The 19,551-nt window shown below is 45.1% G+C and carries 18 protein-coding genes; 7 read left to right on the top strand and 11 right to left on the bottom strand.

Annotated features, from left to right (window positions below; genetic code table 11):
* Positions 1 to 109 precede the first annotated feature (109 nt).
* The 3 genes from AZI86_RS06830 to AZI86_RS06820 form a co-directional block, all read right to left on the bottom strand.
* Complete coding sequence (locus AZI86_RS06830) at positions 110 to 976, bottom strand: tetratricopeptide repeat protein (protein ID WP_061834331.1); 867 nt, start codon at positions 974 to 976, stop codon at positions 110 to 112.
* 3 nt (positions 977 to 979) lie between these two features.
* Positions 980 to 1,552, bottom strand: coding sequence for a hypothetical protein (locus AZI86_RS06825; RefSeq protein ID WP_061834330.1), 573 nt, complete (start codon positions 1,550 to 1,552; stop codon positions 980 to 982).
* A gap of 71 nt (positions 1,553 to 1,623) precedes the next feature.
* The gene (locus AZI86_RS06820) at positions 1,624 to 3,987 is read right to left on the bottom strand and encodes a DNA translocase FtsK (RefSeq protein ID WP_061834329.1); all 2,364 of its coding nucleotides are present in this window, start codon (positions 3,985 to 3,987) and stop codon (positions 1,624 to 1,626) included.
* Between the two features lie 106 nt (positions 3,988 to 4,093).
* On the opposite strand from AZI86_RS06820, the gene AZI86_RS06815 reads away from it, so the two are divergent.
* From AZI86_RS06815 to AZI86_RS06795, 5 genes are all read left to right on the top strand, one after another.
* A complete protein-coding gene (locus AZI86_RS06815) occupies positions 4,094 to 4,732 on the top strand; it encodes a radical SAM protein (protein WP_061834328.1) in 639 nt (212 codons plus the stop codon).
* 38 nt (positions 4,733 to 4,770) lie between these two features.
* Entirely contained in the window at positions 4,771 to 5,070 is a 300-nt protein-coding gene (locus AZI86_RS06810; protein ID WP_061834327.1) for a helix-turn-helix domain-containing protein, read from the top strand.
* A gap of 91 nt (positions 5,071 to 5,161) precedes the next feature.
* On the top strand, positions 5,162 to 6,586 hold the full coding sequence (dnaB, locus tag AZI86_RS06805) for a replicative DNA helicase (RefSeq protein WP_061834326.1): 1,425 nt from the start codon (positions 5,162 to 5,164) through the stop codon (positions 6,584 to 6,586).
* 15 nt (positions 6,587 to 6,601) lie between these two features.
* On the top strand, positions 6,602 to 7,531 hold the full coding sequence (locus AZI86_RS06800; RefSeq protein WP_061834325.1) for an SDR family oxidoreductase: 930 nt from the start codon (positions 6,602 to 6,604) through the stop codon (positions 7,529 to 7,531).
* 128 nt (positions 7,532 to 7,659) lie between these two features.
* The gene (locus AZI86_RS06795; RefSeq protein ID WP_061834324.1) at positions 7,660 to 7,863 is read left to right on the top strand and encodes a hypothetical protein; all 204 of its coding nucleotides are present in this window, start codon (positions 7,660 to 7,662) and stop codon (positions 7,861 to 7,863) included.
* Positions 7,864 to 7,921: 58 nt separating this feature from the next.
* On the opposite strand, the gene AZI86_RS06790 is transcribed toward AZI86_RS06795, so the two are convergent.
* The 4 genes from AZI86_RS06790 to rpsF all read right to left on the bottom strand — a co-directional run bounded on the left by AZI86_RS06790 (position 7,922) and on the right by rpsF (position 10,850).
* Positions 7,922 to 8,815 carry a S1 family peptidase gene (locus AZI86_RS06790; RefSeq protein WP_081111802.1) on the bottom strand — a complete coding sequence of 298 codons (894 nt, stop codon included), beginning with the start codon at positions 8,813 to 8,815 and terminating at the stop codon, positions 7,922 to 7,924.
* A gap of 193 nt (positions 8,816 to 9,008) precedes the next feature.
* Positions 9,009 to 9,452, bottom strand: a complete 444-nt coding sequence (gene rplI, locus AZI86_RS06785) for a 50S ribosomal protein L9 (protein ID WP_061834323.1) — start codon at positions 9,450 to 9,452, stop codon at positions 9,009 to 9,011.
* A 36-nt stretch (positions 9,453 to 9,488) separates the two neighbouring features.
* Positions 9,489 to 10,382, bottom strand: coding sequence for a DUF2232 domain-containing protein (locus AZI86_RS06780; protein WP_061834322.1), 894 nt, complete (start codon positions 10,380 to 10,382; stop codon positions 9,489 to 9,491).
* 3 nt (positions 10,383 to 10,385) lie between these two features.
* Entirely contained in the window at positions 10,386 to 10,850 is a 465-nt protein-coding gene (gene rpsF / locus AZI86_RS06775) for a 30S ribosomal protein S6 (protein ID WP_061834321.1), read from the bottom strand.
* 172 nt (positions 10,851 to 11,022) lie between these two features.
* Between rpsF and AZI86_RS06770 the strand changes: the two genes are divergently transcribed.
* Positions 11,023 to 11,709 carry an FHA domain-containing protein gene (locus AZI86_RS06770; protein WP_061834320.1) on the top strand — a complete coding sequence of 229 codons (687 nt, stop codon included), beginning with the start codon at positions 11,023 to 11,025 and terminating at the stop codon, positions 11,707 to 11,709.
* 8 nt (positions 11,710 to 11,717) lie between these two features.
* Complete coding sequence (locus AZI86_RS06765) at positions 11,718 to 12,611, top strand: alpha/beta fold hydrolase (RefSeq protein WP_061834319.1); 894 nt, start codon at positions 11,718 to 11,720, stop codon at positions 12,609 to 12,611.
* Positions 12,612 to 12,676: 65 nt separating this feature from the next.
* Here AZI86_RS06765 and AZI86_RS06760 read toward each other — a convergent pair whose 3' ends face one another.
* The 4 genes from AZI86_RS06760 to AZI86_RS06745 form a co-directional block, all read right to left on the bottom strand.
* Positions 12,677 to 14,311, bottom strand: coding sequence for a S8 family serine peptidase (locus tag AZI86_RS06760; RefSeq protein ID WP_061834318.1), 1,635 nt, complete (start codon positions 14,309 to 14,311; stop codon positions 12,677 to 12,679).
* Between the two features lie 196 nt (positions 14,312 to 14,507).
* Positions 14,508 to 14,777, bottom strand: a complete 270-nt coding sequence (locus AZI86_RS06755; RefSeq protein WP_061834317.1) for a hypothetical protein — start codon at positions 14,775 to 14,777, stop codon at positions 14,508 to 14,510.
* Positions 14,778 to 15,010: 233 nt separating this feature from the next.
* Positions 15,011 to 16,018 (bottom strand): tryptophan--tRNA ligase, encoded by a 1,008-nt coding sequence (gene trpS / locus AZI86_RS06750; RefSeq protein ID WP_061834316.1) that lies wholly within the window; start codon positions 16,016 to 16,018, stop codon positions 15,011 to 15,013.
* An 84-nt stretch (positions 16,019 to 16,102) separates the two neighbouring features.
* Positions 16,103 to 19,378, bottom strand: coding sequence for a tail fiber domain-containing protein (locus tag AZI86_RS06745; RefSeq protein ID WP_061834315.1), 3,276 nt, complete (start codon positions 19,376 to 19,378; stop codon positions 16,103 to 16,105).
* Positions 19,379 to 19,551 lie beyond the last annotated feature (173 nt).

Here is a 19,551-nt window from a genome sequence, read left to right as displayed (position 1 = left end):
ATACATCGGCTCCCCACGACCTAAAGGAGGCGGGTTTTTCGGCGGGTTTGGTTTACCTTTAACGCCGCAGCCGGCGATCAATAAAGATAGTCCAAGGAATATGATTTTTTTATTCAGGTCTTCCATTAGCGCCCTTCATCTCGGCTTCGACTTCAATAATGCGTCGGCAGAGCATGGGGTCTATCATATACTGTCTATACTGGTTGGCTGAAATGTTTTTGCAGGTCATCACGTATTTCTGAGCTTCTTCTAAGTTTGAACGCTTTTGAGCCATGTCAAAACGCCAGCTCCAATAGAATGCTTCGGGGTACTTTTCGTCGGCTTTTTTAAGACTCGCCAGGTTTTCTTGAGCCTTGGTCATACTTTTAGAGCTCATGTTCTTTTCAACTTCCAAAGCGAGCCAATATTTCATATTCGGCGACTTCTTTACCGGAAAGGACTCAAAAACTTTTTGGTATTCGGCCCATTTATCCTGGCAGGCCAACGATTGAGCCAGCGTGAGCTTAAGATCTTCATCATGCTTAACTGTGTTAAGCTGCTTTTGGACAGTTTCTTGTGCGTTTTTACAGTCATTACGCGCGATCATAACCCGAGCCAGCTCTTCCGCAATAGCAAAGTTGTCAGGTTCAATGCGCGAAGCTTCAATCAGCTTGTCATACGACTGCGGAAGTTCATTTTTTCTTAAAGAAACTCCGGACTCATATAACTGCTGGGCTTTATCACTAAAAAAAATATGCGCGATTTCATCGACGGCTTTTTTGATTTCCGCCACCGCGGCGGGACGAGACTCTTTCTGCAAAGCAGACATAAGAATATTTAAAGCCTGCTGTCGATCTTTTTGCAGACTCAAGTTGTAGGCTTTTTCGATGATGTCCTTATAGGTTTCCGAGCGGGACATTTTACTTTGAGCCAAAACAACAACACTAGAAAATGAAAGAGCCGTCGCAAGGACGGCTCTTATCATACGTAAACGCATTAATTAGTTCTTTTTGAAAGATTTCAATAGAACAGTCACGTTACCGAATTGGCTTGGAGCAACTTGTTTCAACATTCCAGAAAGTGGAACGATTTGTGGGTTGATCCATGCGTTGATTTCGGAGTTGTCTTCTTTGTTTTTAAGACGTGCGTGGATGCACTCGAAAGTACCAGCAGGAACCGTGATTTTGTCCTCTTTAACTTCGATGATTTCAACATCTTGTTTTGGTGGAGCTTGCTCTTTACCGTTAACTAGCATTTTTTTGATTTCACCCGTGTTTGGATCCATCAAAGTTTCAATTTTTTGTTTTCCAGCGAAACCAAGATCAGCATCTTGAGTCATCCAGATACCTTCAGCAACAATTTGAGTGACAGACATGACCATAGTTCCTTTGATGAAACCCATGTCGATGCTGTAGTCAGCGCGGTCGCCAACTTTCCAGTCCAAACCCATTGTTTGAGCTTGATCCATGATCGCTTGTTGTTGAAGAGACGTTACTACTTCTACTGCAGATGGTGCAGCAACTGCGTTCAATGAAAACGCTAGACCTAGAGCGGCGATTAAAGCCTTTACCATAAAATCCTCCTTGAATGGTTTTTAGTGTTTTAATCACACCACGACCAAGGGAGGTACGGTCAAGTCTCAAATCACCGATCGCTAAAACTACTTACTAAAACTTGACGCGGCTTGCTGCCATTCGCCGGGCCCACAACACCTTCTTTTTCAAACAGTTCAATCATGCGCGCGGCCCGTGGATAGCCCAAACGGAATTTACGCTGGATGAGGGATGCGGAAATTTCCTTTTGTCCTGATGCCCACGCTAAGATTTCATCATAACGCTCGTCGTATTCTTCTTCTTCAAATCCGCCGCCGCCATCGCCCCCGGCTTCTGCTCCGTCACCAGAGAAACCATCCAGGGCTTTCATTGCTAATGGGTCATATTCAGGCTCTGCCTGATCCGCCCAATGTTTAACGACATTGCCAATTTCTTTATCTGACAAATAGGGACCGTGATGGCGAGTGGGTTTACCGACACCTGGCGCTTGGAAAAGCATGTCACCGTTTGGAAGCATGCGCTCCGCGCCGGAGTCATCGATGATAATTCGCGAGTCCATTTTAGAAGCGACCTTTAAGGCCACACGACCTGGAATATTCGTCTTAATTAAACCCGTCACCACGTCTTTACGCGGAGATTGTGTGGCCAAAATAAGATGAATACCGCAAGCACGCGCTTTTTGCGTTAAACGCTGAATCGGCTCTTCAATATTTTGTTTTTCAACGATCATCAGATCGGCCAACTCATCCACGACAATCACGATATATGGAAGTGGTTGGTAATAATACTGATCTAGTTTTGCTTTGCCCTCTTCTAATTCCAAATTGGTTTTTTCGTGTTCTTCAATTTGGTCTTTCGAAAGACCCGCGGTTTTTTCATTAAACGCTTCAATTTTTCCGACACCGAACTTAGAAAGCGATTTGTAACGCTTTTCCATTTCGCGCACGGCCCACTTTAACGCCGTTCCCGCTTTTTTGGGCTCCGTCACATGTGGCAAAATCAAATGCGGAACACCCGCAAACGGCGCTAAGTCGACCATTTTTGGATCGATCAAAACTAAACGCAAAGTTTTGGGCGAATGACGGAACAGCATTCCGGTAATGATGGATCCGACAAAAACCGACTTACCCGAACCTGTAGTACCGGCAATCAGTAAATGCGGCATCTTGCGCAGATCCACCACTTTAGGTTCACCATCCACCGCACGACCCACGGCCATCGGCAAGGCTAAGTCGTCATTCCAAAACTGATCTTCGGCGATCAAATCTTTATAATAAACCGTTTCACGCTTTAAGTTCGCAGTTTCAATACCGACAACATCCGTTCCCGGAATATGACCCACAACGCGCACTGATTCAGATGAAAGGGCAAGTGATAAGTCATCTTCCAACTCAGAGATCTTAGAAATCTTGACGTCCGCATTTGGTTTAAATTCATACATCGTAACCAGGGGACCTGGTTTGGCATCTTGAATTTGTCCTTCGATAGAAAAGTTTTTTAATTTTTCTACCAGCAAATCCGCTTTACGCTGAATTTCGGCTTTATCAATTTTAATACGCGAGGCTGGTGGGTCTTCTAATAGCCCGAGCTTTGGCATGTCCCAGTTTTCGATACGACGAGGAGGCTTGGCCTTCATCACGACTTTGCGTTTTTGCGCAAGCTTTAAGGCCGGCGTTTCTTCATCCTCAAAATCCTCTTCTTCTTCTTCCAGCTCTTCGACTTCTTCTTCATCGTCTTCGGCTAAGGATTTTAATGGCAGTTGTTCAGGCTTGCCTTCAAGGAATTTTTTATCCGAAAGCGGGAAGATGGCTTTTGGTTTTTCTTCGGTCTTTTTAACTTTGACCTTTTTTTCTTGAACAAACATTCCACCAAAGAATGCGCCAATGGCCGCTAAAATTTTCTTTTTGCGGATATAGCCGATCAAGGCCCGGGGCGCTTCGGTCAATTCTTTGACCGATTTTTCAAAATAGAAAACGATAAGAACAGCCATCACAGACCATAAGATCACCTGAACGCCCACGGAGTTAAAGGCGCGCATTAATGACGCCGAAACACCTAAACCCAATAGACCGCCTAAATAAATTTGGTCCCGGAAAAGCTTGGTTGTCGGTAAATACAGGCTAAAGAGCGCTGCGATATTCACAATTAAAAGCAACGACCAGACAAAACGGATGTTTTTCAGGTTTAAAGATTCCCCAGTAAAAGCCGCATAAGACATACGGAAACAGCTAAATACCACCACCCAAGCGGCTAAGCCCAAGAATTGGTACAAAAGATCCGCTAAAAAGCTTCCCACAATCCCACAATAATTCAGCGCCTTTAGGCCCTGACCTATCGAATTCATAGAGGGATCAAATGGATTGTAGCTGGCAAGGGATAGGGCAAGGAATAGCCCGATACCTAAAAAGCTGATTGCGATGACATCCTGTCGAAACTTTTTAAGGAATTGGTTCATTTAAAAAATTTACGAAATTTCGCCAGGTTAGTCATTCTCCTGGAGGCGAACCTTGACCTAGGCCCTGTGGTACGGCACATAGTTAGTCCTAACGCAGGCCCATCAAATGCTTAAAATAAATGAGATTTTCTATAGTATTCAAGGCGAAACGACTTATGTGGGAATTCCCACAGTCTTTGTGCGCCTAACAGCCTGCAATCTGCGCTGCACTTATTGCGACACCAAATATTCGTACTATGAAGGCGAGATGCAAGATCTGGAAAAGATTTTGAACGAAATCGACTCGCATCAAGCGCCTGCAGTGTGTGTTACAGGCGGCGAACCTTTGTTACAAAAAGAAGTTCACACTTTGATGAAGATTTTGTGTGATCGCGGCTATAAAGTTTCTTTAGAAACAAGTGGCTCAAAAAGTATCGAGCATGTTGATCCACGCGTAAAGATTATTTTAGATGTGAAAACACCAGACAGTGGTGCGGCAGATTCATTCATCATGGACAACATTCGCTTTTCCACACCCAGCACGGAGTACAAGTTCGTGATCTGTTCTGACGAAGATCTGAACTGGTCTGAAGAATTCTGCCGTCAACATAATTTATTCGAAAAATTTGTGGTTTTATACAGCCCATCATACGGCCAAGTATCTGAACGCTGGTTGGCCGAGCGCATCCTGCAAAAAAAATCATCTGCGAGGTTGCAATTGCAGCTGCATAAGTATATTTGGTCTCCCGAAACACGCGGAGTATAATCTCCAACCAACACAAGCAGACATTTTTAGGGAGTTCCATGACGCCGAACCTAAACAGTTCAGATAATCTTTTTGTCGCTAATCTTCAGTCCGTGAGCCTAGAGAAGCTCGTGAAGAGCAAGCTAGAAGTTCTTTTCGCTCAACAAAAAGAAGCTCAAGTGGAACTGAACGGTTTGTACAATGTCGTTATTGAACAAGTTGAAAAACCACTTCTTGAACTTGCGCTTCGCGCCTACAACGGCAACCAAGTGAAAACCGCACAAATGCTTGGCATCAACCGCAACACGCTTAAAAAGAAAATTGACAACTACAAGATTCGCGTAAAAAAATTGAATTAAGCAGCAGCGGGCCTTCTTAGAACCACCAACTTGTTTTTGACCCGCAATTGTTTTTCTTGGTCTTTAATTTCGTTACTCTTAGAGGGGTTCAATGAGTACGAGAATTCCACCTCAGAATCTTGAGGCAGAACAATCCATCTTGGGCGGTCTAATGCTAGACCGCGAGGCTTTAGATCAGATCGGCGATCTTTTGATGGCCGATGATTTCTATAAGCCCGCTCATCAAAAGATCTATAACGCGATTAAAGATCTGCACAGTAAAAATCAGCCGATTGATATCATCACGGTCACCAACGTCCTTCAGGGCGAAGGTTCCATGGATATGGTCGGTGGGCCTGAATACTTAATCAGTCTTTTAGATAAAACCATTTCGTCAGCTAATATTTCTTCACACGCTAAAATCGTGAAAGACAAGGCGACTTTACGTCGTTTGATCCAAATCAATAGCCAGTTGATCGAAAAAGCTTACGAACAAGATTTTACGGACGTGGAGTCTTTCGTAGACCAAGCGGAATCCGAGATCTTTAAAATCGGCGAAAACAAAACCAAAACGGGCCTTGTGGGCTCAATGGAAATCGTAAAGGCTTCGATTCAAAAAATCGAAGAGCTTTATAAAAATAAAGCCGAAATCACCGGTATCGGAACAGGCTTTAAAAAGCTTGATGAAATGACCGCGGGTCTTCACCCGGGTGAAATGACCATTATCGCCGCTCGTCCGTCAATGGGTAAAACCGCGTTCTCTCTGAACGTCGCTCAACATATTGCTCTTCGTCTGAAAAAGACGGTTGCTTATTTCTCTTTAGAAATGGGTAAAGAATCGATGATGATGCGTATGTTGTCTGCGGAGTCCAAAGTCAGCATGAGTGAAATCCGTAATGGTCGTATTCAAGATTCGGCATGGCCCAAGTTGATTAACGCGGCCAGCGCTCTTAGTGAAGCTTCGATTTTCATCGATGATACACCAGGGATGTCACCCTTTGAGATTCGTTCTCGCGCGCGTCGTTTAAAGGCAGAGCATGGTCTTGATGTTATCATGATCGACTACTTGCAGTTGATGAGCATGAAGCAAAAGTTCTCTTCGCGTGAACAAGAGGTTGCAGAGATCTCAAAATCTTTAAAGTCTATTGCCAAAGAACTGCAGATTCCAATCATCGCCCTTGCCCAGCTGAATCGTGGGGTTGAGGGGCGTACCGAGAAAAAACCAATGTTATCGGATCTGCGTGAGTCCGGATCGATCGAGCAAGATGCCGACGTTATCATGATGCTTTATCGTGATGACTACTATGACAAAGAAAACCCCGACAAACAGGGTCATGCGGAAGTCATCGTCGGTAAGCAACGTAATGGTGCCACGGGCCCAGTAAAATTACGTTTCGATGCTCAGTACAATAGATTCCGTGACGCGGAACCAGAAGGTCATAGTGGGGGCGGCATTGCGCAAATGCCTCCACCACAAGCGCCACCTCCTATGCCGGGCGGCAGACCTAAAAACTTTGCCCCAGGAGCTCCTGCATAGTTATGATGGATTTCTATGAAGTCCGTACTGTATTGGTTTCGCCGAAATAATATTGATCAGAACTTCAAACCCGTCATCTTAGTGACGGGTTGTAATCGCGGCATTGGTTTAGCCCTAGCCCAGATGCTTTATCACTGTCATGAATATCGCGTGATCGCCACGGTTCGCGAAAAAAGTCTGGAAGAAGCAAGGGCTCGATTTCCCCAAAACGATCGCTTTCAAGTTTTACCGATGGATGTGACCAGCGAAGAAGATCGTTCGCGACTTTACAATGATATCCAAAAGCTGTGGGGTGGGGTGGATGTTTTAATTAACAACGCCGGCATTTCTTATCGTTCGGTCGTGGAACACATGACCGAAGAAGATGAAAAATTGCAGTTAGCCACAAATTATCTCGGCCCCATGAGTTTGATTCGCCTTTGCATTCCTCATATGCGCGATACCGGCCGCGGAAAGATCATTAATATTTCTTCGGTCAGCGGGATGCTAGCGATGCCGACGATGGCCTCCTATACCGCCTCCAAATTCGCTCTGGAGGGGGCGTCCGAGGCTCTTTGGTACGAGATGCGACCTTTTGGTGTCAGGATCGTACTTGTGCAACCCGGATTCATTCACAGCGATTCTTTCAAAAATGTTTATCACACCAAACATTCTGAGCCGACTTTGAATTGGAGCGGGCCGTACAGTGATTTTTATCAGAATATGAATCCCTTTGTGGGAAAGATGATGAATCTCTCGCGTACGACGCCAGAAAAGGTCGCTCAACAAATTTTAAAAGTTATTAAAACCGAAAACCCTCCCTTATGGGTGCCGGTTACACTTGATGCTATTGTTTTTTATTACCTGCGCCGATTGCTGCCGCGCCGTTTGCTTTTACCTTTTCTTTTTTGGTGTTTACCCAACGCACGACACTGGGCCAAAAACTACACCCATCGGCGCCGATAGCCTGCCCAGAGCGGTTTTGCTGGACCAAGGCCCTATTTGCTTCTTTGCTGTTGAGTTCCCTTTAACCTCTTGATTTGCTAAGGGCGTCTCATGGATAGAGACACGCTTGATAAGCACGGAGGCTGATCATGGCTAAGGGTTTGACGCAGGAACTGATCGCAGCAACAGGACTTCCACAAGATCCGGTTGAGCGTGAGTTCAATAAAATTTTAGAACGTTACGGAAAAAGCCAAGACGAGCTGACTTTAGAAGAGTTGCGCGAAGTAATGGCTGACTACCTTCAAATCGTATTCTTAGAACTTGCCGAAGAAAATCGCGAACTCAGCGCATAGAAAAAAGGGCGCCCCTGTTGCGCCCTTTTCAAAAAAACACCTAAATTGAATTTAGGATTTAGATTCCTTCACCATCAAGTCCATCAAGATCTGACAGAGAGCCCGGTTTTACAGACAACTGAGTTAAAGCCGCATTGATGAATGTTCTTTCTGATTTAACTTTTGTGTAAACACTTGCAAGAGAGCAGTCGTCGACACCATTTTTACCAGCACCCCGGCTTGTTACACCCCATACATACTCAACACCGGCAACATTGATGAATGCTGGACCGCCAGAGTCCCCGTGGCAAGCACCGCGACCATTTTGTTGATCAAGTATGATTTCGTTTTTTCCCAAATTACCAGCAACTTCAACGTTTACTTTGCGAAGAGTGTTGTCGCTTTCGGTATTCACCCCATCAGTTTTATTCAAACCATAACCAGCTAAAGTAACCACCGCACCTTCAGTTAAAACAGATTCGTCATCAAGGAATTTTGCGATTTCATAACCGCTCGCTTTAGCTCCGGCAAAACGAATCACGGCTACGTCATGGGCATCCGCCCCTTCCGTCGAAGATCCATATTGTGGGTGAATAAGAGCATCCGTCACCAAACGAACGTCCGTGCGTTCCATCTTATTTAGATCGCGACTGAAGATCACATAAAGAGCGATAGATTTATATTCTTTTTCGGTAGGAACGCAGTGACCCGCAGTCAAAACCACATTATCGCTTAAAAGAGAACCTGTGCAGATGAATTGGCCTTCTTTACCATCTTCTGTCGTCACCGAAGCGATGATCGCCACCGTTGATTTAGAGATTGTATCTTGGGCTTCAACTTGAACGCCTCCGATTATAGAAGAACCGGCTGCCGCGATTTCCTCAGTGTTTTGCGCTTTCTGAGAACACGCTATGACTGACAAAGATAAAACGCTTGTAAGAACCGCAGCTTTCAAAAGATTCATGGAATTCATGGAACCCCTCCCCTTGGTGGGTGGTTAAACACCCAATTTGGAACCAGGGCAATACAATTTTTCAAATGCTGATCATAAGCGTTTGTTATGGAAACCGTTAACCGGGAAGAATTTACAAAGGCTGAATGATTTTAGGAATAAAAAAAGGGAGCCGTTTCCGACTCCCTTTTTAAAATTTACGTCAGTAAATCTATTAAGCGCGCTCTACAGAAATTTGGATTTTTGCTTCCAAACCTTCAGCGTATTTTACCAAAGCTTTGTGTTGACCCAATACTTTGATCGGCTCTTCCAAGTGGATGTCGCGACGATCGATTGAGTAACCAGATTTTTGAAGCTCTTTAGAAATATCTGTAGTTGTTACAGTACCGAAAAGCTTATCTGTTTCACCAGCTGGCAATTTGAATGTCACAGTAGTGCCGTTGATTTTGTTCAAAAGCTCTTGGCGCTCTGCCAATGCTTTTTTCTTTTTAGTTTCAGCAACACGTTTCAAGTGTTCGTATTCTTTTACGCGTTTTTCAGTAGCTTCTGCTGCCAATTTACGTGGAAACAAGAAGTTACGTGCGAAACCTTCTGATACGTTAACTAGTTCGCCTACACGGCCTACATCTTTAACGTCTTTTTGAAGAATAACTTTCATGTGATCTCCTTAACTTTGGCCTTAACCAAAGCGCTATTAATTCGAAGGTGGGTTTTCAACGGGCTTCATCATTTTGCGAATGCGCCGTCTGAAATCCAACCAGTAGTCAGCCCAACCAACCACGCTCAACACGAGCAGAAGTTGTCCGACCAAGATTATGTACGTCAAAATTCGGGTGAAGACACCGGCCTTCATCGAATTCAGAAATACCTCCAACACCGCCAGCCCTTGAAAGAAATAAAGAACGATACAAACGTTCACTATGTTCACTGCAGGAATAGCAATGGCCTTACCGCCAAAACTCACCATCGTTAGAAGGAAGGCAATCATCGCAACCCAAACCATATATTCAGGCACACGATATTCTAACAACTTGAGCTGAGAGGCCGTCTTTTCATGGGGCAAATTGAGCCATGAAAAAACCCTTCTCTCAAACATTAATCCCACTCCTAAAGCGATCATTAAAAGGATCACTACAGTTGAAGGAAGCTGCTGAATCAGAATCTCTGGGTCCAACTTCGCCATCGGGTTCATCTCTTGAACCTTCGTCGTAAATTGCTCCGCAAGTTTCACAACTTCAGCGTACGTGTTAATCCCGCTTTGCTTGAAGACGATAATCAGTCCACCAACCGCAGTCAGTGACCCAATCAAAACCCCTAACACCCCGGAATGCCACCATCCAAAACCCTTGCGCTCAAATTCGGTATAAGCTCCTAAAGTCATCCAAACAGAGCCTAAGAACAGCGCGAGCGGCTGAATGTTGAGGAGCCACGCGGCCCCTGTCACCAACAGTCCCAAAATCCAAAAGGCACGGGGACCATAAGTTTTGCGTAAAACGCGTAGAAGAGGAGCCCCAAGAACCAAAGTGAGCATCGACAACAAAATCGAGAGAGACGCAATTGTGATGAACTTTTGGGGTGAGGCTTTCAACTATTACTCGCCTTTATCGTAACGGTCAGAACGCTCAGCTTTAGCTGCAGCAAAAGCGGCTTTACGAGCAGCCATTTTTGCTTCGCGCTCTTTTTCACGAGCTGCAGATTCCGCAAGACCTTTTTTGAAGCCTTCCAAGAATTTGCCTAGTGATACACGCTCGTCCAAGCGAGTGTGCATGAAGCGAAGTACTTTATCATTGATGCGCATTGTACGCTCAAGCTCAGCGATAGCTTGAGTGTCCGCTTCAAATGTAGAGTGGAAGTAAATCGCTTTTTTTAGCTTACCAATTGGAGTTGCTAGAGTGCGTTTTCCCCAAGTTTCCAGCGAGTTGATTGAACCTTTGAAAGATTCAATAGTCGCTTTATTCTTTTTGAAAAGCTCTTTTTGCTCATCAGCGGTAGCATCTGGATGCATTAGAACCACAACTTCGTATGGCATCTTTGCAGTAGTTTTAGAAAGTTCCATGAACTTATCCTTTCGGTTGGTCTGACCTTTTGAGGGGCCAGGTTTCGCATCCGCCTTTTGACGGACACAAGGACGACTTTTATTAAAATGTTTAGAGGGTTTAGCACGGCTAAGGCCCAAGCACAAGGATTAGGCATTTGAATACCAAAGAATCCGGTCCTAGAATAATCAAATGGTTACGTTTATTGAGATCATCGAAGGCGCGGCAGAAGGCTCTCGATTTAAAATTGAAGACGGAATGACGATCGGAAGATCGAAGTCAGATATCGTCGTGAAAGACCCGAAGATTTCTTCGACCCATGCTCAGATCGCAATAAACAGCAAAGGACAGTTCGTAATGGTTGATTTGGAGTCCTCTAACGGGCTTCACATCAACGGCCGCCGTGTAAAGAAAGTCGCGTTATTACCAGGAGTTATCTTTGAGGTGGGTCGGACCGTGTTTAAGGTCATCACCGTTGAAGAAACCGAGGCCGCTGACTTTAGTAGAATCATAACGTGGCGCACAATGCTGGGTGGGTACCTCCACGAAGTGCAGGCTCCGGAAAGAACGGCCGGGCTTACTTTGCAAAGTTTTAGTCCCGCACTAAGGCTGCAATTCGTTCAAGGCATCCAAACTGATGAGGAAATTATTTTAGGTTATGGCCCTCGCCAAGCAGGTTCAGATTCTTTAGACATCGAACTTTTAGATGAAGAAGCCCCCGAAGAAGCCTTCGAACTGCACGCCGGCCCGGGTGCTGTGGAAATTCGGATTCATTCTCACAAAGTCACCCTAAATAAGAAGTCTGTAAAATCCGACATGCTTAAAGATGGGGACTTGATCGCGTTAGGAAACACTCTTATTAAAGTGTCCTACTTATAGAAGGATTCATGCAAACCACACCGAAGACGACAGGAACATTCGACAGCTTTGATGGCACTCCGATTTATTACGAAGTGCGCGGGCAGGGAGAGCCTTTAGTTCTGGTTTACGGCATTGCGTGCATCATCAATCACTGGCATCACCAAATCGAATACTTCGCCAATAACTATCAGGTCATTACCTTTGATTTGCGTGGCCATCAAAAAAGCAACCCCGTGATCAACATGGACGAGCTTACGATGGATGCACTTTCTAAAGATATTTTAGGAATGCTTAAACATTTAGGAATTAAAAAAGCGCATTTCGCCGGGCACAGCTTTGGGGCCCCCGTGATTTTAAATACCTACGCAATGAATCCCGATGTGTTTTTGTCGATGACCTTTATTAACGGTTTTGCGAAAAATCCGATTAAGGGCATGTTTGGTCTTGATGTGGTGGAGCCATTTTTTTATTTCGTAAAATCCCAGTACGAACATCAACCCCTGTTGTGGAATAGCCTGTGGAAAATGGCCGTAGATAATCCGATGTCGATGTATCTGGCGGCGCTCGCGGGTGGATTTAATCTTAAGGTCACTCACTTTAAAGATATCGAAGTTTACATGCGTGGAGTGGCGCGCTTAAACCTGCAAGTCTTTTTAAAACTTTTTGAAGAGCTGATGAGATACGACGGTGAAACGGTCTTACCAACAATCGAAGTGCCCGCGCTTGTGATCGCAGGCGAAAAAGACATGGTGACTCCACTGCGGTTTCAATATCACTTTAAAGAAACTATTAAACATTCTGAGTTCGTGCTTGTTCCTTATGGCTCCCATTGCACGCAGCTTGATTTTCCTGACTATACCGATCTGAAGATGGAAAAATTCCTTCAATCTGTTGAAAAGCCTTCTAAGACTAAAAAATAAAAAGCCACCGGTTTCCCAGTGGCTCTTCCTAGCTAAGAGGGTTTAGGGCTTTCGCCCTAAACATATTATCTCCAAGCCGCTTTCGTAATATCAAAACCGTAACGGTTGACTGAATCATCCGAGGTGAATTTGATTTTTACGTATTCACCATCAACGGGTGTTGCGAATGAATCGTCATTTTTTCCGCTCATCGTTGCTACTTTTTTACCGTTAGCATCGAAAAGTTCTACTTTGTCGTATTCTCTTTCCGTATCAAATTTTTCGAAATACAAAGCGACTTGCTTTGCACCTGGAACACGAACTTCGAATTCCATAGATGATTTTTCTTTGTATGGGTGCGGAGAAGAAACTGACACCGCTACTGTTTGCCAGTTGATTGGATCATTGGCATCTGGTGGAGGCGTTGTATTTGTTAACATCGCCCAAGCATCCGCCATACCGCCTTTAGCTTTACCGCGAAGACCCGCAATCGGACGAGACGTGGCAAGAATTCGATCTTTCATTTGCACGCCAGTCAAAGTCGGTTCATTAGAGGCCAACAACGCCGCCATACCTGACACGTGAGGAGCCGCCATTGATGTTCCAGACCAAGAATCGTATGTTCCACCCTTTACTGATGAATAAACATTCACACCCGGCGCACCGACGTGAACTTTTGTTTTACCATAATTAGAGAATGAAGCGATTTGACCACGGTTATCAACCGCCGCCACTGAAAGGACGTTAGGTACGTCATAAGTAGCAGGGTAAGTCGGGCTTGAATCGTTATTGTTTGACTCATTGCCAGCAGCCGCTACGAAAATAGCGCCCGCCGCATTAGATCGTTCGATCGCCTGTTTCAGCGTTTCAGAGTAGCCACCGCCACCCCAAGAGTTTGAAAGAACTTTTGCACCTTTAGAGGTTGCGTAATCAATGGCTTTCAATGCGCCATCAAGACTTCCTGATCCGCTTGCCGAAAGGAATTTCACGCCCATGATACGAACATTCCACGCAACGCCCACGATACCTTTGCCGTCGTCACCTTTAGCACCGATAGTGCCAGAGCAGTGAGTTCCGTGACCGTGATCATCAAGAGGATTTCCAGTCGGAGCATTGGCATTTACGAAACTTGCCCCATAGATATCGTCTACGATTCCGTTGCCATCATCGTCAACGCCAGCTTGACCTTTTAATTCTGCTTCATTAGTCCACATATTGTCTTTAAGATCTGGATGATTGAAATCCACACCTGTATCGATAACTGCAACGATCACGTCGCGAGAACCCGTTTGAATATCCCACGCTTTTTCAGCATTGATGTCCATGCCGGCGATACCATCTTTCTTTTGAGAGTCCGGTTGGCCGATGTTTTTCATACCCCACAATTGACCCAACATTGGATCATTCGGAGTTTTACTAATACGATAAATGAAATTGGGTTCAATAATATCAACATCAGGATGTTCTGAAAGAGACTTTACAACTGTTGATTGAATCTCAAACATCGGACGTTTGATCACGATGATGTTTTGATTTGGAATCACGTCTTTAATATATCCAAGCTCTGTGCTTAGAACTGACAGTGATTGCGATGAAATTGGAGATTTCAATTTAACGATGAATTCTCCTGGTACTGCTTCTGGTTCTGCGGCGAAAACATTCGCTGCTACCATCAAAGCGCCCAACGTTGCCAATGCGGCTCTTCCGATAAGCCCCTTCATAAATCCCCTCCCTCTTAGAGAAAATAATCCCGAGAAAAACTTCGCGGAGGAGGCAAATATTTCCCCGACCACGCAGTTCCAAAATGGTACCAACGCGTCCAGGGCCTGGTTACTGGATTTTGTGAAAATAAAGGGGAAAGCTTAAATTTTAGTAAGAAAGTCTAGTTAGAACTAGACCATCGTCTAGTGCGAAACGCTAGGAGACCGCTTTTTTCTTAGTCGATGGTCGGGGTTTTCCGGACTGTGGCGCAAGCGAGGTCTCTATAAAATCAAAACTCAACTGCTGGGGAGTTTGAAATACCACGACCTTTTCTGGAGATTCCGCGATCTCGCGCTTTTCAGAAGGTGTTGCGACATTCACGCCTGTAGATGCTTTAATAAGATGTTTGATAAAGGCTTCTTTGACTCCTTGTGGAGCATCTTTTTTGAAACCCAATTCAGCCATCAATTGATCTATCTTCTTCATAACCAATCCTTAGTCTAGGTTTCGGTATCTAGGATGTGGAACTTAAGAAGAAAATCAAAGGTGAGGGACCAAGCTGTCTCTAAATAAAACGACCGGTCCGCTGCGCCGCTCAGGTTAAAAATTTAAAGCGTGTTGCGTATTTTTTTTCAAACCTTCACGCCACAAAAAACAATCCCCGCCGATGCGGGGATATATCTGTATGAAATGTTTAAGTAATTAAAAAACTAGATGGGTTAAGAGCGACGAGGAACAAGGCCTACCGCCTCGTAGACTTTCTTAATCGTTGCTTCGGCCCGGATCGCCGCACGCTCAGCACCTTGAAGCAAAAGCTGGTCTAAATGATCTTGGTTTTTCATAAGATCATCATACTTTTCGCGCACGGGTTTCAGGGTTTGCACCACGACTTCCGCAAGGTCTACTTTCAAGTGACCGTACATTTTGCCTTCATAGTCTTTTTCAAGCTGTTCGATGGATTTTCCGCTTAATACAGAATAAATCGTCAAAAGATTTGAAACGCCGGCTTTGTTTTCAACGTCAAATTTGATTTCAGTTCCCGAGTCTGTCGCCGCGGACTTGATTTTCTTTTCGATTTTTTTTGCGTCATCAATGCACAGTATGAAATTCTTTTCGTTTTCATCCGTCTTAGACATTTTCTTTGTCGGATCTTGCAAAGACATAATGCGCGCGCCTTCTTTAGGAATCATCGGCTCTGGCATTTTGAATACACCCTTCGTGTAGCGGTTTTCAAAATAGCCAACAAGATCACGACAAAGCTCTAAATGTTGTTTTTGATCTTCACCCACCGGTACGAAATCGGCTTGATACAAAAGAATATCTGCGGCCATCAAAACCGGATAAGAAAACAAACCAGCATTAACGTTCTTTACATGTTTTTCCGCTTTTTCTTTAAACTGAGTCATGCGATTCAAATAACCCATCGGAGTTAAGCACGTCAGAATCCAGGAAAGCTCTGTATGTTGGTACACGTGAGATTGCGCAAAGATCGTGTTCTTTTGCGGATCAAGACCAAGCGCCAAGTACTGCGCAAAAAAACTGTAAGTTCTTTTTCTAAGAACTTCCGGATCTTGATGCACCGTCAACGCATGCAAATCAGCCAAGAAATAAAGACAGTCATATTCGTCTTGCAGTTTCGTCCAGTTATTGATCGCACCAATATAGTTACCTAGTGTTAGATCCCCTGTTACCGTACTGCCGCTTAAAACTGTTTTTTTATTTCCCATAGGGCCACCATAACAAATCAGCCAAATTTGGCCTAGGGCTAAACGGCGCGTCAGCAGCGGCTAATGATCTAGAGAACGATTAAATTATCTATCTACTAGCATTTTTTCGAGCTTCTCAAGACGAGCTCTGAAAACGGCGTTTTCATTTTTGAGTTTTTGTACCTCGTCCTTTAAGTTGTCTTTCTCGGACTTGAGTTGAGATAATTCTATGGTGTTAGACGCCACCCCTCTATGTATTTCAGCGCTGTCTGTAAGCCATTTTTTATAAAGCTCTTTGGTGGCATTGATAAGCGGAGCCACTAGCTCTGGATATGCCACGGATTTATACCCCTCCCTGTCTGTTACCACAGCTTCGGGAAAGACTTTTTCGATCTCTTGGGCAATCACCCCCATGTCTCGAGTCTCTTTAAATCTTTTTTCTGGAAATTCATTGTTGCGCCAGTCAAATGTCACACCTCTAATTTGCAGAATCTTATCAAGCGCATTTTCTATATTCGATATGTGACGTTTGTATCTTACATCCGATGAGTTCACGTAAGCACTTGTTCCCCGGACACTGCCATTGACGTCCAAAGTGTATGACGGCGAGGTGGTGCCTATACCTAAGGTGCCACTAAAGTAAGAGGGCTTGTTGTTGGCCGAGTAAAATGCGAAGTCGTTGGTGGCGGATCCTGTTGGGGCGGCAAGGTACACACCATAACGGTTGGCAATTGAGCCTGACGTGTTCACCGTGTGTTTAACATAAAGCCCATACCAATTAGAGACCGTCGCGCCGCTGATTGAGTCATTGATTTTAATGCCGTTGTAGTTGGTAACCGTAGGCCCTTGTAAATCTCCCGAAGAAATAAATGAATTAACTTCGGTCACGGTACGCATTGTTGAAGACCGCACGTCCGATCTGATACCACTGAGGGCCACTGAAGAGCTGTCACTGTTGTCGTTAATGGAACCCTTTACAGCATCAACTTCGCCAATATTATACATGCTGTCCACATCGATGGTTACGTATCCTAATATGGAACTATTTACCACTCCCGCGCTCTGATTGGCTGCCGGGTTGAGATTTAAGAGCGAATAGATGCCCGTAGAGGTAGTTGCGGCGGTTGAATTCAGATTTGTTTCCAGTTTTGCGGAAGGACTGGGGGTCCCTATCCCTACATTGCCCCCGGAAGGGTTCAGTACAATATTTCCCTTGGTAGCATTGCTCGAAGAATCCAGTGTTAAAGAGTTGCCAGAACTAGTGCCTCCATAAAGGGTCTGCCCGCCAGAGCGCCCTGCTAAACGAGCATATTGCGAAAAAAGATCGCTAGAGAGCGCACTAAAACTTGGCACTCCGGAGGAATTTGTGGTCAACACGGAACTGTTCGCAGTGGCAAGTCCCCCAACTACATTATTCGCAGAAGAATAAAGCAATTGGTTTGCCGCGGTTGTGGAGGGGTAACTAGCGGTGCTAAAGATGGGTCCGGTCACACCATATTGCAAAATCGATCCGCTGGTACTTCCGGACACCGCGGATAGCGAGGTGCCGTTAGAGTTTGAAGCAATTACGCTATAGTTGGCAAAGCTCGTTGCGCCTGTTCCTCCGTTAGCGACCGGCAGGGTGCCTGTGATGTCTGCGCCTAGAGAAATAGCGTTTCCTCCGGAAAGCACACCAGAAGCATTGTTTTTTACAAACCCAGCGGTCGTTAAGCTAGATAGAGTGAGGGCTGAGAATGTTGGACTTGCTCCGGTGTGAATATTTTGAGGTGTCGACAAAGTGATAGAGTTTGCCCCGTTGTTCACGACGATCTGATTGCTTGTGCCGGATACGGTTTTATATTCGTAAGCCGTGGCCCCACTGTTCATTGCTAAAATTTGGTTTGCAGTTCCCAGGCCCGTGAGGCCCGTCAATGAAAGCACCGGAGCTGAGCCGCCGCTCGATACTAAAGGAGCGGTCGCCGTTACAGAAGTCACCGCTCCCGTGTTTAAGGACTGCCAAGAAAGATTTCCCGAGGTGTCAGACACCAGCGCCTGTCCTGTAGAGCTTGCGGGCGAAGTCGGCAGTCTAAGTATATAACTGGTACCTATAGTCGTTGATGGACCCTGCAACGTCACAGTGTTGCCACCTGAGCCAGCGGTGTACACATTTCCGGTGTTTGCCGCATACACAAGATTTCCGCTGATGGAGTCCCCGGTCTTTAGAACATTCAGAGAGGCCGCACCTGTCAAACTAGCGGTGATGTTGCCCGCAGTAAAATTTCCTGAGGAGTCTCTCTTAACGATGGTGCTGGCGGTGTTGGTGTTGGTTGCGGAGTTTGCTAATATTTCCGCACTGTGAATATTTGCTGCTGTGGATGTGCCGACGCTTGCGACGGAAGGATTGGGGTAGAAGCCAGACAAATCCCCGCCAGCTGAACCACTGGTAGTGGTTGATAAAGTTGTGGCGGTCCACTTTGATCCGTCAAACTGGAGAACCTGATTTAAAGTCGGGGCCGTATTGGAAATGGAAACGTTCTTAATTTTATCGACCGAGATCGCCGAAGCGTTTCCGCTTATATCCCCAGCAAATGTAAAAGAGGTGCCGATCTTGTTGTTAAAGGTCGTCCAATCTGTAGAGGTGAGATAGCCATTTTGTGAGTTAGACGCAGCCTGAATAGTGATGTGAGGAGTAGATGTCCCGTTGACAACACTTAATGGAGAAGAAACCGTCAAATCCGTCACTGTACCACCCGATGCTCCGCTAACCCCAGAGCACCCGAAGGTTTGGGAAGAGGCGTTCCAGGTCAAAAAACTTCCCCCGCTACAATTAGTTCCGCTATTTATTGCTGATTTTAGCACAAACTCAGAAGCCCCATATGCGCCAAGCTTTTGGGACGATTGTGCGTACCCAGCAAAAGGAACTGATCTGATTGCAGTATCTGGGGAAATCAACTTCCACCCATTACCATCGTAAAATTGAACTCTCAACATACGTCCATCAGCACTCGAGGCCGTATAAGTGCTTGAACCAGCCACACAACTAGATCCCGAACAAGAGCCACAGGTATAATTTTTAGCATTGTTAAACGAGTCAATAACTGTAAATGAACCTGTGTTTGGCCAAACGATGGTACCTGCTCCGATCGGAACATCAAAAACTCCGGCTGAGTTGGCCATATTGTACCCGGTGACTTGCTCTTGATAAATTAAGCACGTCCCCGCCGGATCGGTGATTTGGAAAATAAAACTGACATTGGAATACTGAAGGGGAGATCCGTCCGATTTAATTATTCTGCCTTGATAGGTGAGGGCATTCGAGGTGCCTCCAACCACGGCCTCGGCAGAGCGCGATACTCCGGCGACACTCAACAACAATGATAGGAATATTTTTTTGTATTGCATGTTGAACGTTCCACAAGGCCCGAGAAAATTCGGACACCAATAAGTTGTAGTTCAATATATTTATCGGTACTTAATGAAATTTTTTAAGGGTATGATTATGTACCGCTCGATTTAAATGCGGTTATAGATATGAAAACAGTTCGTATAGCCAAGAAGCATTACTATTTGTACAC

The organism is Bdellovibrio bacteriovorus, assembly GCF_001592735.1.
GTDB classification, from domain to species: Bacteria; Bdellovibrionota; Bdellovibrionia; order Bdellovibrionales; family Bdellovibrionaceae; genus Bdellovibrio; species Bdellovibrio bacteriovorus_D.
The sequence above is the reverse complement of the archived record's forward strand: the minus strand, read 5'-3'. Positions and strand labels throughout refer to the sequence as shown.